We start from the raw sequence: 16,141 nt of genomic DNA, 5'->3' as shown, positions 1-16,141 counted from the left end.
TCGGCGGTTCGGTTCGCGCAGTACAGGTATTGCTGGGCGGTTCGGTGGAGTGCGTCGCGTTGCTCGTCGGAAACGGCGAGTTTCACGACGGCGGTTCGACGCACGCCCATAGTTTCAGAGAGTACCCCATGGTACTTATATGGTCGGGAGTCAGTCGGTCGAGGTGTGGTGGTTGTGTCGTCCCATGTCGGTTTCCTCCCCGACCTACTCGCTCACTCCGTTCGCTCCTTGAGGTCGGGGGCTCCACCTAGAAAATGCTGATCTCCGAGCGGTGACCGTTCGGGACGCCCTCGATCCCCGTGCGACGGACTCGATATCGCGGCGCACGCTCGTGAAAACGGGTACGTGGTGTTGACCGCAGATGACGACTTCTTCGAACTATCCGACCAGTGCGGATGTCTCTACTTCGACCAGGTCGACCAACCGCCCGTTGGCGACGTGCTGACTGCTATCCGCCGGATCGACGACGCGTACGCCGATCGAACGGCGATAGTCGAGGTCGTACCAGATGGGTGGATCTGAGCGGCGGACACGACCTCACTGTGACCGGTGTCGTGGGCGGCCCCGGCTGCGCGCCCGCCTCCGTCAGGGGCCGTCGACTCTCACAGCTCGCCCACCCTGTTGTCGGCCTACGGAAGCACGGAATTCTCGATGACGCGTGTGAGATCCGATACGGACGGCCGAACGACGACGGCAACCATGCTGACGCTTGGAAGTGGGTGGAAGTGATCCCGTGAGTCAATAGACGACGTGATCTCCAACCCATTCCCTCTTCGCGATGGGATCAGGACACATTTCACGCAGGGAAGCGACCACCTCGATATGCGTATTCTCGTCACCGGCGGGGCCGGCTTCATCGGCGGCCACCTCGCGGAGGCGTTCCTCCGCGACGGCCACGACGTGACTGTCCTCGACAACCTCGAACCGTTCTACGACGTGCGGCTCAAAGAGCACACCCTCGACATCCACCGCGAGGTCGCGAGCGAGCACGACGGGTCGTACACGTTCCGCGAAGGAGACGTGCGCGACGCGGAGACGGTCCGGGAGGTCGTCGCCGACGCCGATACCGTCGTCCACCAGGCGGCCCAGGCGGGCGTCCGGACGAGCGTCGCAGAGCCGCGGAAGGTGACCGACATCAACGTGGGCGGGACGGTGACGCTGTTGGAGGCCGCGAAAGAGGCCGCCGTCGAGCGCGTGATCCTCGCGAGTTCGTCGTCGGTGTACGGGAAACCGGAGTCGCTCCCCTACACGGAGGACCACCCGACCGAGCCCGTGAGCCCGTATGGCGTGACGAAGCTGACGCAGGAGCACATGGCGCGGGTGTACACGGAGCTCCACGGGCTCCCGACGGTGTGTCTGCGCTACTTTACGGTGTACGGCCCGCGGATGCGGCCGAACATGGCCATCTCGAACTTCGTTTCGCGGTGTGTGAACGACGAGCCGCCGGTGATCTACGGCGACGGTCAGCAGACGCGCGACTTCACGTACGTAGCCGACGTGGTGGACGCGAATCGGACGCTGTTGGAGTCCGATGCCGCTGACGGCGACGTGTTGAACATCGGGAGCTCGGACAACATCTCGATTCAGGAGCTAGCCGAAACGGTACGAGATCAGTTAGCGCCCGAACTGGAGATCGAGTACGAGTCCGCCCGTGAGGCCGACGCCGAGCACACGCACGCCTCCGTCGAGAAGGCTGGTGAGGTGATCGGCTACGAGCCCTCACGGACGATCGCGGAGGGGGTTGGGGAGTTCATCGAGTGGTATCAGGCGAACCGCGAGTGGTACGAACCGTTAGTGCGGGAGTCGTAGTTGAATTCCGCTTTCGTCCGGGCCGTTAAAACTCGACGCAGACGGGCGCCTCGGGCCTGTATTCGTCGGGGGAACCGCCGCCTCGTTCGCCGAGAAAGACGATAGCGTCGAGTTCCCCGCGTGTGAACCGTGCTTCGTACGACCAGTGAAATCCGTCTTCGATGTCGTCGCTCCGCCCGTGGAACTCGAAACTGCCGTGCATATTGTGATCGAGCCAGAACTCCTCGTCGACGGTCCGAGAGTCCGCCGCTCCAAGACCGATTCCACGTTAGATGCGGTCATCTGGGTCGGCGTCATCACAAAATGAGACGTACTCGTTCCATGATTCAAAGCCGTGATCGGCGGCCACCGCCTGCTTTTCCGCAGACGTTTTCTCACGGAACTCCCGCTCGTGTCGCAGAAGCCGTCCGTCTGCGGTAATCTTGTACGCTCGCATGGCTGGCCGACCAATCGCTTTCGTCTGCCACCCGATATCGGACGGACTGGCGTCGGCGGGAAACTTCGGCAACCTGACGCCGTCTGCGACCAACACGTCGTCGTACAGGCCCATGCTGGAGTGTCGTTGAACGTCGACAGACAAAACACTCACCCAACTCGATACGTCTGTCTCGACGGTCCGCCGGTGATGGACAGGGACGACCAGCAGACACGTGACGTCACGTATGTAGCCAATATGGCGGATACGAACCGGACGCGGCCAACAGCAACGTGGTGAAAGTCAGGAGTTCGAACAACGCCGGCGCTGAAACTGTGGGCGGCCTTCTTGTACTGAAACCCGGAGAACGATCGCCACAACGGACCCGAACAACTATTATGAACGCAATAATATTATCGCACGCATAATGATAAACAGAGAAACTGAACTCGAATGGCTCACGTCGCATCTCTCACGAGCCGAGCGACAGCTCCTCGTCGTATACGGGCGACGGCGGGTAGGGAAGACGACGCTGGTGACGACGGCGCTCGACGCACTCGAAGACACGTCAGTCTACTATCTCTGTGACGAGCGGGGCGCAACGCACAACGCCCGCCGGTTCGCAGCACAGTGCGCTGCTGCGTTCGACGATATCACTCCGGATGTCGACGGGTTCGTCGAGGCGTTTCAGTATCTCACGGCGCGCGTCGACGGGCCGTGCGTGGTAGCGTTAGACGAGTTCTCGTATCTCGTCGACGAGGACGACACGATCCCGTCGGTGTTTCAGACCGTTGTCGACGACGTACTCGCAGGAACGGACGTCTCGCTCGTGTTGTTGGGGTCATCGATTTCGATGATGGAGGAGGGCGTGTTGAGCTACGAGAGCCCGCTGTACGGGCGCCGAACCGGACAGTGGAAACTCGCCCCGCTCTCGTTCGCGGACGTTCGCGCGTTCTTCCCGGACGACGATCTGGAGACGCAGATCCAGCTGTATAGTGTGCTTGGAGGCGTTCCCGCGTATCTCGAACAGTTCGATCCAGGACTGAGCCTCCTCGAGAACATCGAGCAATCCATCCTCTCGAAAGGTGAGTTCCTGTACGAGGAGCCGGAGTTTCTGTTACGCCAAGAGCTCCGTGAGCCCGCGACGTATATGGCGATCCTCGAAGCCATCGCCGGTGGCGCGACACGCGTTACCGAGATCGCCAACGAGATCGGCCGCGACGCGAGCAGCCTCTCCCGATATCTCCAGAACCTCACGCAGTTGGCGATCCTCGAGCAGGAGCATCCGGTGACGGACCCTGACGGCCGGGGACTGTATCGGCTGACGGACGATTTTCTCCGGTTCTGGTTTCGGTACGTGGCACCTAATCGGGGAACGCTCGAACAGGGGCGGACGGCACCGGTTCGATCGGCGATCGCCGAGACGCTCCCAACGCACACGAGTCGGACCTTCGAAACGGTGTGCCAGCAGGCGGTCCGGACGCCGGGGTTTCCCGTCTCTTGTTCACGCGTCGGCCGCTGGTGGTACGGCGGCGAGGAGATCGACATTGCTGGAGTCAATCGAGAGACTGAGACCTTGCTTCTCGGGGAGTGTAAGTGGACCACGGAACCAGTGGGTCCCGGGGTATTTGACAAACTCACGGCGCTCGAATCGGAGGTCCGGTGGCAAGGAACCGACCGAGAGGTGCGGTACGCGCTCTTTTCGCGGGGCGGCTTCACGGACGAGTTACAGGCCGTGGTCGACGATCGTTCCGACGCGTCGTTGTATGGGATCTCAGAACTCGCGACGCTATTCGAATCCCAGCGGTGAGCGGACGGTACTCTGCGATCCGAGTTTCCTCAGAGAGACGATTCCAGAAGGAGTCACTCAGGCCGCGGCATCGCTTCGAGTTCGGCGATCTCACCGGTCTTCTCGACGCGAGCGTACTGCCGCTGCCACGCGTCCACCGGGAACAGGTCGTTTCGGTCGAACAGCGCTCGAGCCTGCGAGGTGAGCTGGTAGAACTTGTACGGGTACCCGCGCACCCGATTCCCCGGCGTAACGACCAGTTCCGCAACCACGCCGACATCTTGTAACACTCCAAGGTGGCGACGGATCGCGTCCTCGCCGAGCGCGGGGTTCATGTACTCGAGCTCCCGGACGCTCGGGGCCCCCTGTGGGTGGCCGACAATGTCGGCGATTAGGTTCGCGCGGGTCTGATCTGTCACCTTCTGGAGCGCGGTCCACGTCTCGAACGTCGTCGCGACGACCTCCTCGTCCACCATCTAGATGTCTCCTCTCGCAAGCCGATCGATGAACTCGCGCCGGTCCCGTTCCCGATCGGCGGCAGTTCGCTCGTATTCGGCGTCTATCTGCTCACGGTAGGCGGTGAGCTCTCGTTCGTCACCGACCAGCCGAACTCCTTCCCGGAGGGCTGCGCGTCCGATCGGAAGGGGAAGGTCTTCGATGTCGCTTACGTCGACGAAGTCGTCCGCATACCCTTGGAGATCCGTATCGATACGGTTCCGTCGACAGAAGCGTTCTTTCGGGGATAGCTCCTCGGGGAATCGAAGGACGACGTCGACGTCGGACGAGTCGTGTGTCTCTCCCCGGACTCGGGAGCCGAACAGAACCGCGAAGCGGACATCTGTCGTCGCGAGATATCGGCGGAGCGCCGCCACGTCCACACCGTCGATCGCCGACCCGTCGTGATTCGACTCCACCATGTCGCGTTTGTACGTGCCGGGCGACAAAACCGTTTGTGAATATCACGGTCGCCCGGCGGCTCGGAATCGATCGGCCGTCGAGCCGCGAGCCATGAGAAGTCACAGGAAGCGATAGTCCCGTCGATGAAGTCAGGTGACCAGCGGTGGCGTCTCGTGACATGGACGTGGTCATCCCCGCCGCAGGCCGAGGGAGTCGACTCGGCGAGCTGACGGCGGACCGACCGAAGGGACTCGTCGACGTGGCGGGCCGACCCCTCCTCACGCGCGTCTTCGAGACGGCAGTCGACGCCGGGGTCGGCCCGCTGGTCGTAGTACGAGGCGGCCCAGATCGTCGAGCGGTTCGGCGACGCCTTCGAGATGAAAACATCACTCGGATAGCACCTCAACGACGTCATCAACAGTAAACAAACCGAGGTCGTCCCGCTCTTTGGCCGCTTCCTCCAGTGACGACGCGAACCCGCTTCGGCTAAACAGTACGTACTCGTAGTTCACGTCGCCGTCGGTCGGCGCCCACGCAATCTCGGGTGCCTCCTGTTCGAGCTGTGCGAGAACATCGTACCCCATCGGTTGCTGCTGGAACTTCGCTTCCCCGACCAGTAACGTGTCGCCGTTCGTCGGGGCCACGATATCGATCTCGCGTCCGTCGGTGTCCCACCACTGGCCCGGAGATTCCGTGAACGTGTACACATCCCCGTACTCGTAGAGGACTGCCCGCTGACAGAGACGTTCGAACGACGAACTGACGAAGTCCGGGAGGTGTGGTTCGACGAGTTCGTCGTACGCATCCGCCCCGAACACTTCGTACCGGGACGAACGACCGTGGACGAACCGGAACCAGAACGCGAACAGTTGGTCCCGGATCCGATATCGGCTGTTCCGACTCCGGGAGGGGTCAACGGTGACTGGGTACTCCTGCTCGATTATCTGGAGCTCTCGCAGGCGGGAGAGGTAGTAACTCGCGCTGTTAGCGTTGATGCCGGCAGCCTGAATGATCTCGTTTCGCCTGTGATTCCCCTCCGCCATCGCTTTCAGAACGGCGAAATACCGATCCACCTCGTCCAGTTCCCGGTACAGGATATCCTCGGGCTCCTCGTGGAGGCCGCCATCACGGAGCAGCATGGTGTCCGTAATGTTTCCCTGGAGTGACTGCGTGTCGTCTACAGCCCGGAGGTATTCCGGCGTTCCTCCGAAGACACCGTACGCGATCACTTGCTCAGCCGGCGCGTAGTTCGGGAAAAAGGTCATCGCGGCGTCGAACGGTAACGGGCCGATCTCGAGTTTCCCGTTCGGTCGTTTCGAGATCCGGCCATACAGTGGTGAACTTCCGTCGATCGCTATCTCGTGTATCATCCCGATCGCCGAGCCAGTCAGCACGAAGGTCGTGCCCGTATCAGCGACGTTGTGATCCCAGAGCCGCTGAATGAGAGAGGGGAGCGCTTCGTTTTCGTCTACGAGATACGGAAACTCGTCAAGAATCACGATCGCATCCTGTTCGGCGAGATGCGTGAGAACGTTCTCCCAGTCTTTCCGAATCCGGTTGATCCCCGGAAACACCGTTGCAGCATCAGCGATGAAAGAATCGAGTTGCTGCTCCGTCGTTCCGTGTGCTGCCTGATGATACACCGCGTCATCACGATCTTCGATGGATTTGACGACGAGTGCTGTCTTCCCCATCCGTCGACGTCCGTAGACGACGCTCAACTCCGCAGAATCACTTTCATATAACTCGTGGAGCCTGTCGAGTTCCCGTTCTCGGTTGACGAACGTGGGCATGCGCTCACCGTCGGCTCCCCAGTATATAAAACGCACAGATAACGTAGTTTAGACTATCGTAGTTGAGACTACAGTAGTCTTGGCTACTGCAACTGGGAATATGCGATCAGGGCCTGCTCAAGATGTTGCTGTCAACGAGCGCCATCTGCCGGCCTACTCGCGAAACGTCTCTAGCCGGTCCTCCCGAGAGGAGTCGTCCAGAAAGGCGGCGTCGCGGTTGATCCCACGATCCGCGAGTTCCGCTTTGAACGCTTCCGCCGAGACGCCGGCGAGCTCGGCCGCCCGGTTGAGGCTCACGGTGCCGGTTCGGTACTTCTCGACCGCGATCGACAGCCGAAGCTCCGGACGCCGACGCAACAGCTCACGGACGGCCTCCTCCACCACCGCGTCGGTCTTGTCGTAGCCGCCGGCGGCCGCGATGGCGTCGAGATCCTCAGCGAGTCCGGACATACGACCTTCTACGTCGGAGCCATGGATAACTACTCTGCCGCCTCGGATCGACTGCCGCTCTCCGGGACGACCCTCATGGGCATGTTTGGTGACGCCGATCCCGAGTTGTGCGAGTTGCCTGCCCCCATCGATTTGAGAGACCGACGACTTGAGATGGCTCGTGGGTGCCGGTCCTCTTATGGATACGGTCATGCCCGCTGCCGGGTGCGGCAGTCGACGCGGCGAGCTGACAGCGGACCGACCGAGGGGACTCGTCGAGGAGGGCGACCCCTCCTCGCGCACGTTTTCGAGACGTCGATCGACACTGTGGTCGACGAGTTGGCCGGTGTCGCCTGTATTTAAACCGGAATAATCCGCTCAAGAAAGTTTTATTACGTGTTGGACCGCACAGTACCGTATGGAAGATCCGGGTTCGGATATTCAAGCCGACACCGACGAACGGGTGCCGAACTTCGATGCGTTGACCCCGCCGGAGGAGGTCGTTCGTGGTGATCGAACACGGGACGACTTTTTCGATGCCGTGCTCGGACTCAACGATCCGGCGACAGCAGGTGAAGTTGCCGAGCGTGCGGGACACGGGGTCGACGCCGCACGTGAATACTTGGACTGGTTCGAACGGATGGGCATCGTCACGAAGGTCACAGATTCGCCAGCTACCTACGAACGGAATCAAGAGTACCTGAACTGGCGACGCGTCCAAACGCTTCGACGCCGGTACACAACTGAGGAGTTACTCGACCTGTTGCGGTCGGAATCAGAGCGGGCGGACGCACTCGCAGTTGAATTCGACGCCGAGTCCCCGACGGGCGTCTCGATCACACAGTATGCCGCAGCAAGCGACCAGTCTATCGAGGCGGTCTGGGAGCAACTCTCGGCGTGGGAAACCGCGCTGCGTCGTGTGTCTCTCCTCGAACGAGCACTCACTCCCACGTCCGGCGAGGCTACAGATCGCGAATCCGCAGTATGACTGCCGACCCCGATGACGAGACGGGGGATTCAATTTCTGGCGGGCCGGTCGATTTCGACCGGCTGGCGGTCATCCGCGAGCGTCTCACGACGGACGATCGGTTCAGCGAGGTCGGTGACCAGCCTAGCTTCGCGCCCGAACGACTGGTCTGTCAGTACGATCGGCAACTCTACCCTGACCGCGTTCGAAGCGCTCGTCTGGAGATCGTCTGGTTCGAAACCGGGGATTTCTCGCTCCATTATCACGAAACACACAACACGGGGGCGTTCGATCACCGATGGGATAGACATCCGTCTGGGCACAACACTCGTGATCACATCCATCCGGGGCCGGACGCACCGACACCGGGTGACGATACGACACACCCGAATGACTGGCGTGACGTCCTCTCGACGGCACTTTCGGAGATCGAAGCCCGCCAGCGCGGCTTCTGGACCCGGTAGTCCCGTCGATGGGGTTAGGTGACCGGCGTGTGGGGTCTCGCGTATGGACGCAGTCATCCCCGCTGCCGGACGCGGCAGTCGGCTCGGCAAGCTCACCGACGACCAGCCGAAAGGCCTCGTCGATGTCGCGGGGCGACCGCTGCTCGCACACGTGTTCGAGACGGCAGTCGAGGCTGGGGCCGACGAGTTGGTCGTGATCGTCGGCTACGAGGCGGCCCAGATCGTCGACCGGTTCGGTGACACCTTCGAGGGGGTTCCGATCACCTACGTCCACCAGCGCGAGCGACTGGGGCTCGGGCATGCCGTGCTTCAGGCCGAGCCACACGTCGACGGGACGTTCCTGCTCGTGAACGGCGACAACGTCTTCGCGGGGAGCGTCGAGCCCGCAGTCGAGGCTGTTGGGGAGGCTAACGCGGTGCTCGCGGTCGAGGAGGTGTCGGCGGAGGTCGCGGCGACGACCGGCGTGATCGAGACGGACGAGCGGGGGCGCGTGACGGAGATCGTCGAAAAGCCGGACGACCCGCCGTCGACGCTCGTGACGACTGGGTGTTACGTGCTTCCGGAGGATGTGTTCCATGCGTGTGCGCTCCTTCGGCCGTCAGCCGAGGGTGAGTACCAGTTGAGCGAGGCCGTGGGGTTGTTGGTGCGGGCTGGGTACGAGGTCGAGACCGTACGGCTGGGTGAGCGCGTGAACGTGAACACGCCGGAGGACGTGGGGCGGGCGAGCGAGTTGGTGCGTTGGGAGAGCGAGACGGGTTCCTGATACTTCGCTGTGTCGAGTGTTCTCGGAGACAACCAGCGACAGGGCTCGCATCACACCCCACTGAGTCAAGTGTTCAAGACGAGTGGCCCTCGCGTTCAAGCAGAAAGTCTCGACGCGTATCTGCGGCATCGTCGCCGCATCGGCGTATTGCGGAAGCTTCCGAGTTAGATCGCGTTCAGCGGCGGGGGACACACCTCATTTCGCCTGTGTCGGGGAGGGCCCTGGCAGGGTTCTCCCGATTACCACTCGCTCACCAGCAGAGCATACGAAATCTGCTCTCTCTTAATTCACAAATCGGACGGGTAAACGCGATCTCCAGTTAATACCCCCGTTAGAGGGTATCGTGTCGGGATAAGGGGAAACAAGTGGGAATCCACCATACGGGGGGTGGTTAGAGGGCCCCACTTCCGACTGATTAGAAGAAGAAGAGTCCCGCATCAATAGCCGACTGTGAACAAACGCATAGAGATCAGCGCGGAGGCCAGAACAACACAAACTGAACAACATATGTGAAGCCTCCCACCTGATGACTGATCCGGTATGCGGACTTGCGCTACTCTCAGGTGCTTCGGGGTTGCGACCGAGGCTGGTGAGTGCTGTTGGGAACGGGACCTCTCTCAGTCCCCCCCGCATCAATCGATAGGCCTTCGCAAAATCATACGGAATTTGGGAAAAATACTCGCCGAAGGTCGATGCTACAGATTCCTGTCCCGACCCGAAATAGTGGCACCGCCACAACTCATCTAGCTCCCAAGCGAACCATATCGAACCAAACATATTATTTTCGGAAGTCATTCCTCCGGCGGACGGTGGGTGTTCTGCTGGCACGGCCGCGGTACTTGGTTGGGCTGTGGCTCCGCCCTGAGAGGGCGGTATTGATCAAGGGGAACCCCTGCTACGGAGTGGATCTTCTTCTTTTTATCAGTCGGATCTGCGACCCCCTAACCGCATGACGACAACGCAATTCCAGTGGAAGCCCCTACCACTTCTACGACCCCTGTTCGCACCCCCTCTCACCCCCCATCTAATTGCGGGGGCCGGCGGCTTGGAACAGATCTCGTTGGGTCGTCTTGTCGCGTGCGAGTTCTCCTGCGGATCTGATCACGAGGACGCTGCCTCTCTTGTTGTATCACATATACATTTGATATATGTCATACATACAGTTACTCGTCCAGTCACTCTCAGGATCTCACACCCACCACATAGTGATCGGCTCGAACACCTGCGAGGCTAGTTGAAAATATATTTACTTTTTGAGGTGTGTCGGCGGCCGGTAGCGCCAGCGGCGGTTCGTCCGCAGCACCAGTCGATCGTTTATCGACCCTGTCACAATTGATCGCGGTAGTCGACGATCCATCCGCTGGGAGAGATACGAGACAAGCTCCGGACGTAACGTCGCACGCGAGAGCGTTGTGCCGGAGTCCGGAACCGTGTAGATATCCCGAAAGATCCGTGCGGCGGCAGCTTCAGGCGTTCCCGTCAGCCTGCTGTTCCAGGAGTCGGTTGGGCGGTACTGCTCGAAGTTCGACCCCGCTTGCGAGAAGACGGTGGCGGATTCAAGCCCTGTTGCGAGGGATGCCGGTCGGGCCGGCCGGTGGATCGGTGTTGTTGCCGCCTGCGCGGCGTCGTGGCTTTCATAAACGTGGTGTTCGCCGTCGGTAGGGTGCGTTAGTGTGGCTGTTCCAGTGGTCGACTCCAACTGCGGAAGCTCGTCCGCAATCGCCTCAAGTGGCCCGAGGAAGTCTCCCTGGGCGACGATGGCACCGTCCACCTGGCACTGGAGGTCGTTTGTCGGGGTTACGACCCACTGCTCTGGTGGAGAGTCTATTGGCCGCACAACGACCCCAGCAGTCCCGTGTAACAGTGCGGGCTGGCGGTACAGTGGTGTTTCAGTCTCACTCGGCCGTGCGTCTTTGAAGGGTTGGAGCAGCGTCATCGCCGCCTGTTTCGCGGCGGCGCGTGTCTCGGTAAAGACGCGGACGCCTGCGAGTGTCGGATCATGAGACGCCTGCCAGACGCTGCCGAGCAGTTGGCCGCGATTCAACTCCTCAGCCACGAGATACGCGAGCGTGTGGGTGCCTGACGGCATCTCCAGCTCGAAGGGTACCGGCGACAGCGAGCAGTCAGTTTCGATGACGTCGATGCCGTGTTCGAAACACCATCGCAGCACGGCCCGTTCGAACGGCGACGCTGCCCCATCGACCGATGCTGGTGTTGTTCGTGTTGCGTTCGCTGTTGGATCTTGTTCAGCGACAGCCATCGTATCCGGGACAGCGACTGGTGTCACGGGCCGGATGCGAACTGTTGTCCGCCCAGCGACGTCGTCCCAGACCGATCGCGGGTACTGGCGGCGGACGACGGGGAACAACGCCGGCAACTGCTCGGCTGCGACGGGCAGTTGGCCGGTCACCCCGAGGCGTTCATACGCGTCGGCACGGGGATCGCTGGGAGCCTGTGCGAACACCTGTGCGTATTCGTGGGTGGCGTCAGCGAGGTCGGCCGCTCGGTCGGCTCGCCACGCTTCATATGACGGGAGGAGCGACTTTCGGAGGACGGGAGTTTCATTCTCATTGCCGGGCAGTCGGTCGTCGGTCGTCAGCTCCCAGCCGTGTTTCTCGAGGAGGTCCCAGTTGGTGAGCGTCTTGGAGCCGCCGAGATGCTCGCTTACTGCGATGGGTGGATCAGCACGCGATTGTGCGAGCCTCTCGCGGGTGTCGATCTGGGATGTCGGTGTAAAGTCGACCAGCCGAACGGCGATGTTGGTGGTCTCATCTGGCCCGCGGCTCGCGACAACCGCAAGCGCGTGCGGCCGGTCACCAACGGCCGCGAGAGCTGTTTCTACGGCTGGTGCGGCCGTGTCGAATCTCGGCGATGTGGTCTCTGTTGGGATGAGTACTCGCTGGGTGGCAGCGCTACTGGCACCAAGTGGGCTTGGATCGACGGTAACGACGCTGATCCCAACTCGATCGGTACACCGCTGGTGTAGACAACTCGCAAGTGTCTGTGTCGCAGGCGTTACGTCCGTTGTCTCGACTGTCGAGAGCGACGGGAGTGTTGTCGCGTTGTCGGGTGTTGGCGCGGATCCAGCCCACAGCAGCGTTCGCTGGCGGGTCACGCCGGGCAGCGATAGGTACGTGATCGGGCCACAGTCGTACGTCCAGAGTGCCTCATGGACCACGGCTGCGAGGGTTCGTTCGATCGGTATGGCGTACGACGGCTTGTCGCTATTCGGGTTAAGGACGATTTCGAGCGCTTGCCACGGGTGGTCGGCTGTCGCTGTCATCTGTTTGGATAAAAATTGTTTGTGAGCGGTGTCGGCCGCGGTTAGTCGGTCTCTTCGGTGGGTTCGGTGTCGTCGTCCGGATCGTAATCGGCCGGGGCGTCCGCCTGATGCGGTGAGTCGATTCCGGGCTCGAATAGCAAATCAAACCCATCGAAATAGCGGTAATCATTCCCTGTGCCGCTCGTTTTTGCCTTTTTGACTGGCTTTGGGAGATGTCCGCCGATCACCGACCGAATTGGTGCTGGGTACTGCGAGTGGCCTTCGAACCACTGCGTGAGCGCTGCGTCGAGGACATCGTAGGTCAGTTCGGCACCGTCGCGCTCGACAATGAGCTCCTCAGAGAACTGCTGTACCCCTGCTTCGTGACTCTCAGATTTGTCGGTGGTCTCCCAGTCGGGCCGGGGGTCATACACCCGCAGCTGGTCCGTCTTCTCGTCTCGGTAGGCGACGGTGACGAAGTCGAGATAGCTCAGCGCAATCGGGACATGGGGTTCTCGGATCTGCGTCCAGTCGGCGAGGAACGCCTGCTTTTCGCTGTACTCCATAATGACCGTCCCGTCGGCGGTTTCGACGCGATGGGTTCCATCGTCGGTCTTTCGGTAGTATCCACACTGCGTCTCGCTCGCCGCTGTGCTCGTTGCCGTGGTGTCATCCTCGGTTGGCGCTGTCGGCCACTCGAACGTGCCGACATCATCAGTTACGGGCCCGCGGGTCAGTTCGCCGTCGTCATCACGGACGCTGATCGTCTGGCCTGTAATCCGGTAGGTTGTGTTCCCGTCGCCGGCCCGAACAAGTGCTCGCCCGTCCGGCGACCGAACCGAATCTGTTCTGTTGTATGTGATGATGCCGTTGTCCTCGGTGTATTTATACGGTTTATTGAGATGGCTGTAGCCCCGTTCCACGTCCGCTTGGTTATAGACGAAGACGACGTGTCGGTCGGCCGCGTACGCCCGCTCGGCGTTAATGAGCGTGTTCGAGCCCTTCGTGATATTTTCGTCTTCACACTCGATGGCCACGACCTCTGAGTCAACCTCGATGCCGAGGGTCTCGATCATGCCATCGACGGCTGTGAGTCGCTCATCCGGCACCGAATCAGCGTTTTGATCGACTTTGTGAATCTCATCACCGCCCTCAGAAAAGGCCCGACGCGTGTACTGTTCGAGCGAGCCGTGGCCGGCGCCACCCTCGTTTGCGACGGCCGTTTCGTCTGGGGCCGCATCGGTCAGTCCTTCTCCGACGCCGAACTGACTGGGCGTTTCGATTGTGATCAGTTTTACCGAGTTGAACACCGGCGCGGACCGGCCCTTAACGTCACGCCAGGGGTTCGTCTCCCACCGCTGGGTGACCGTCCAGACGAACGGGAGCAACTGCGGCTCGAACAGTGAAACCCATCCGTAGCGACTGAATTCGTTTTTTAGTAGGGGTTCAGTACTTGTGTCACCGTTCAGGAGTCGTCGATGTTCTTTCTTCCCGAGAACGACTGTTCGGACCGTCTCTGCGTGCCGGCGGATTTCCGAACGCGGGTTGTACTGGTTAGCCAGCGCGTAGTCGTATCTGGCCTCGTAGCTATCAGGTCCGTCGATGGTGTGGGTGTAGTTGGTTTTCCAGTAGCGGTTCGCGAGGACAGGATCGTGGTTCGAGACGAGGTTCCCATTCCCGAATACTCGTTCGAGGTCGGTTGGTTTGCCGTCGGCGACGAGTTTCGCGAACCCGCGGTCGCCGACGTAGTTGTCCTTTGGGCGGTAGGTTGCGAGCCGCACTGACATGTTGTAGCTGCCGTCCTCGCCAGCGACGATCACCTGATAGATGAACGGGTCGTGGCCCTCTCGGAGCGCCTTGAACAGCTCCTCGAGCGGCTTTGCTTTGGTGTTGCCTGGGATCGGCCGGTTCCCGTCTTCGATCGAGTAGAGTCGCGTCGTTGTGACGTCGGTGACCCCGACCGGTTCGAGGTCGAGGTGACCGACTTCCACGTTGACCGACTCGGGGTAGCGGCGCTTGACTGCCTGCGTGAGGACGCTTAGCGGCCGCGAGTAGAGCTCTTTGGTGAAGTCGTCGAGCGTTGATTGCGTGTCGCTGCGGCCATCAAGTGCGAACGGGCGCGGGTGGAGAACGAACTCCAAGCCCTGGGGCCCCGGGAACATGAGGATCTCGACGCTCTCGATGATAGATTCTCCACAGACATCGCTCAGGACCCACGTGAGAACGCCGTTGATTGCTTCGGGGAGTTCCTCGCGTTTGGCTGGATCCCGTGGGAGCCGGATTCGGAGGGCGTTCTTGCGTTGGGTTGGCTCGCCGGTGAGATCCGGGACTTCCGTCTGGCCGTCCGGGACGTGTTCTGGTGCCGGTAACTCGTCGTTGTGGTTCGTCGGTCTCGATTCGTTCGTCGGTTGCTTGGGTTGGATGGACATGGTGGTGCGCCGACTGCGTCGACGTGTGTGCTACTATTGGCCCGTAGTCGGACAAGCAAATCCAGCCGATTTGATGGATCCTTTCGTCAAAACTAGGCTGAGTTGGGGCGGATCGTCAGGGATTTATATACTCTATCAAGGAAATCGCGATAGTGATGCCGTCACACGACGACAGGGATCGTGGTATTCTCACAGCTACTGATCGCGAATGGCTCCGTGAACAAACAGACGGATCGACCCCAGGGACCGCCAATCAGCGTGACTACCAACGTCGGCAAGCAATCCAAGAGCGTGTAACGAACGCGCTTCGTGATTTTCAACTGCTCACGGAGGAGCTTCCTGAATCACTGCTCCGTGATATTCTCGTCGGCCTTCGTCATGAGGGAGCCTACCCAGACAGTCTCTCGTACGGGATCGCCTTTCTGTATACGCTCGCGAATGAACAAGAATACCTCCAACATGCCATTACCACGGGTCACGAGGCTGGCGCCCACCGATTTCTCACCTTCGAAACCGCTCTCGCTGACGGTGTAACAACAGCGCGAGAGTATACTGACTGGTTCAACTCCCCGAACTCAGATGTGTCCCCACGACAGACTCTCTACGAGATACCTCCAACTGAAGAAATCAGTATCGCAGATATGTATCACCAATGGAGAGAATACGGGAACTGGACAGACCCAGAAACTGGCGAGAAACTCTATGAATCTGGACGCTATCCACCCTCCGAAGCAAAACAAATCGCGCTTGCAAATATCCACGCAGCAATCGCAGACATCCAAACTGAAGATGGGCCACGAAAACTGTCTGTCCCATCTGAGTTCCAACATCTCGTTAACGACAATTGAGATACAACGGGTGAGCAAGCCTCTTCAGATTCGTCTTGACACAGCAGTGAACTACCCTACCCTACTCGCTCACGGCTGACGCCGCTCGCTCCTTGAGGGTAGGGCTTCCTGCTTCTACGACGCGCTTTGCAGACACCGAATGGGTGTCGGCAGGGAGCGCAGTCTCCACAGGCGTATCTTCGGGCCATCCCAGCCCTAATTCAGCAAAGCCTCTCTGCAAGACGTTCATCGCCGCATTCGCGTCACGGTCACATTCAAACCCACACGAGGGACACG

The 16,141-nt window shown here is 60.6% G+C and carries 16 protein-coding genes; 8 read left to right on the top strand and 8 right to left on the bottom strand.

The features are described from left to right. Positions 1–348 precede the first annotated feature (348 nt). Positions 349–522: a hypothetical protein gene (locus tag EXE47_RS17480; RefSeq protein ID WP_241988301.1), complete on the top strand. Its 174-nt coding sequence runs from the start codon at positions 349–351 to the stop codon at positions 520–522. A gap of 300 nt (positions 523–822) precedes the next feature. Next, entirely contained in the window at positions 823–1,809 is a 987-nt protein-coding gene (locus EXE47_RS17475; protein WP_137708577.1) for a GDP-mannose 4,6-dehydratase, read from the top strand. Between the two features lie 268 nt (positions 1,810–2,077). Here EXE47_RS17475 and EXE47_RS19120 read toward each other — a convergent pair whose 3' ends face one another. Continuing rightward, positions 2,078–2,359 carry a hypothetical protein gene (locus EXE47_RS19120; RefSeq protein WP_241997606.1) on the bottom strand — a complete coding sequence of 94 codons (282 nt, stop codon included), beginning with the start codon at positions 2,357–2,359 and terminating at the stop codon, positions 2,078–2,080. A 292-nt stretch (positions 2,360–2,651) separates the two neighbouring features. Between EXE47_RS19120 and EXE47_RS17465 the strand changes: the two genes are divergently transcribed. Then, positions 2,652–4,034, top strand: a complete 1,383-nt coding sequence (locus EXE47_RS17465) for an ATP-binding protein (RefSeq protein ID WP_137708576.1) — start codon at positions 2,652–2,654, stop codon at positions 4,032–4,034. Positions 4,035–4,087: 53 nt separating this feature from the next. Here the strand turns inward: EXE47_RS17465 and EXE47_RS17460 are convergent, their stop codons facing one another. Both EXE47_RS17460 and EXE47_RS17455 read right to left on the bottom strand, forming a co-directional pair. After that, entirely contained in the window at positions 4,088–4,489 is a 402-nt protein-coding gene (locus EXE47_RS17460; RefSeq protein ID WP_137708575.1) for an ArsR family transcriptional regulator, read from the bottom strand. After that, complete coding sequence (locus tag EXE47_RS17455; RefSeq protein WP_241997605.1) at positions 4,490–4,891, bottom strand: nucleotidyltransferase family protein; 402 nt, start codon at positions 4,889–4,891, stop codon at positions 4,490–4,492. 197 nt (positions 4,892–5,088) lie between these two features. On the opposite strand from EXE47_RS17455, the gene EXE47_RS17450 reads away from it, so the two are divergent. After that, positions 5,089–5,334: an NTP transferase domain-containing protein gene (locus tag EXE47_RS17450; RefSeq protein ID WP_241897937.1), complete on the top strand. Its 246-nt coding sequence runs from the start codon at positions 5,089–5,091 to the stop codon at positions 5,332–5,334. Here EXE47_RS17450 and EXE47_RS17445 read toward each other — a convergent pair. Together EXE47_RS17445 and EXE47_RS17440 are read right to left on the bottom strand one after the other, a co-directional pair. Next, on the bottom strand, positions 5,297–6,703 hold the full coding sequence (locus EXE47_RS17445; RefSeq protein WP_137708574.1) for an ATP-binding protein: 1,407 nt from the start codon (positions 6,701–6,703) through the stop codon (positions 5,297–5,299). The genes EXE47_RS17450 and EXE47_RS17445 overlap by 38 nt on opposite strands. 153 nt (positions 6,704–6,856) lie before the next feature. Next, positions 6,857–7,153, bottom strand: coding sequence for a UPF0175 family protein (locus EXE47_RS17440; protein ID WP_137708573.1), 297 nt, complete (start codon positions 7,151–7,153; stop codon positions 6,857–6,859). A gap of 397 nt (positions 7,154–7,550) precedes the next feature. Here EXE47_RS17440 and EXE47_RS17430 point away from each other — a divergent pair, with 397 nt between their 5' ends. The 3 genes from EXE47_RS17430 to EXE47_RS17420 are packed head-to-tail and all read left to right on the top strand — an operon-like array spanning position 7,551 to position 9,326. Beyond that, complete coding sequence (locus tag EXE47_RS17430) at positions 7,551–8,120, top strand: hypothetical protein (protein WP_137708572.1); 570 nt, start codon at positions 7,551–7,553, stop codon at positions 8,118–8,120. Continuing rightward, positions 8,117–8,563 (top strand): hypothetical protein, encoded by a 447-nt coding sequence (locus tag EXE47_RS17425; RefSeq protein ID WP_080508697.1) that lies wholly within the window; start codon positions 8,117–8,119, stop codon positions 8,561–8,563. The genes EXE47_RS17430 and EXE47_RS17425 overlap by 4 nt, the downstream gene beginning before the upstream one ends. A gap of 43 nt (positions 8,564–8,606) precedes the next feature. Further along, positions 8,607–9,326, top strand: coding sequence for a sugar phosphate nucleotidyltransferase (locus tag EXE47_RS17420; RefSeq protein ID WP_137708571.1), 720 nt, complete (start codon positions 8,607–8,609; stop codon positions 9,324–9,326). Positions 9,327–10,572: 1,246 nt separating this feature from the next. Here EXE47_RS17420 and EXE47_RS17415 read toward each other — a convergent pair. Both EXE47_RS17415 and EXE47_RS17410 read right to left on the bottom strand, forming a co-directional pair. Next, positions 10,573–12,609 carry a hypothetical protein gene (locus EXE47_RS17415; RefSeq protein ID WP_137708570.1) on the bottom strand — a complete coding sequence of 679 codons (2,037 nt, stop codon included), beginning with the start codon at positions 12,607–12,609 and terminating at the stop codon, positions 10,573–10,575. Between the two features lie 41 nt (positions 12,610–12,650). After that, positions 12,651–15,017, bottom strand: a complete 2,367-nt coding sequence (locus EXE47_RS17410) for a hypothetical protein (RefSeq protein WP_137708569.1) — start codon at positions 15,015–15,017, stop codon at positions 12,651–12,653. Positions 15,018–15,169: 152 nt separating this feature from the next. Between EXE47_RS17410 and EXE47_RS17405 the strand changes: the two genes are divergently transcribed. Then, positions 15,170–15,865 (top strand): hypothetical protein, encoded by a 696-nt coding sequence (locus EXE47_RS17405; RefSeq protein WP_137708568.1) that lies wholly within the window; start codon positions 15,170–15,172, stop codon positions 15,863–15,865. 61 nt (positions 15,866–15,926) lie between these two features. Here the strand turns inward: EXE47_RS17405 and EXE47_RS19115 are convergent. Next, on the bottom strand, positions 15,927–16,141 hold a 215-nt coding region (locus tag EXE47_RS19115), incomplete at its 5' end, for a transposase (RefSeq protein WP_241997586.1).

This window comes from Halorubrum sp. GN12_10-3_MGM, assembly GCF_005435235.1.
GTDB classification, from domain to species: domain Archaea; phylum Halobacteriota; class Halobacteria; order Halobacteriales; family Haloferacaceae; genus Halorubrum; species Halorubrum ezzemoulense.
This window is presented reverse-complemented; position numbering and strand designations above follow the sequence as displayed.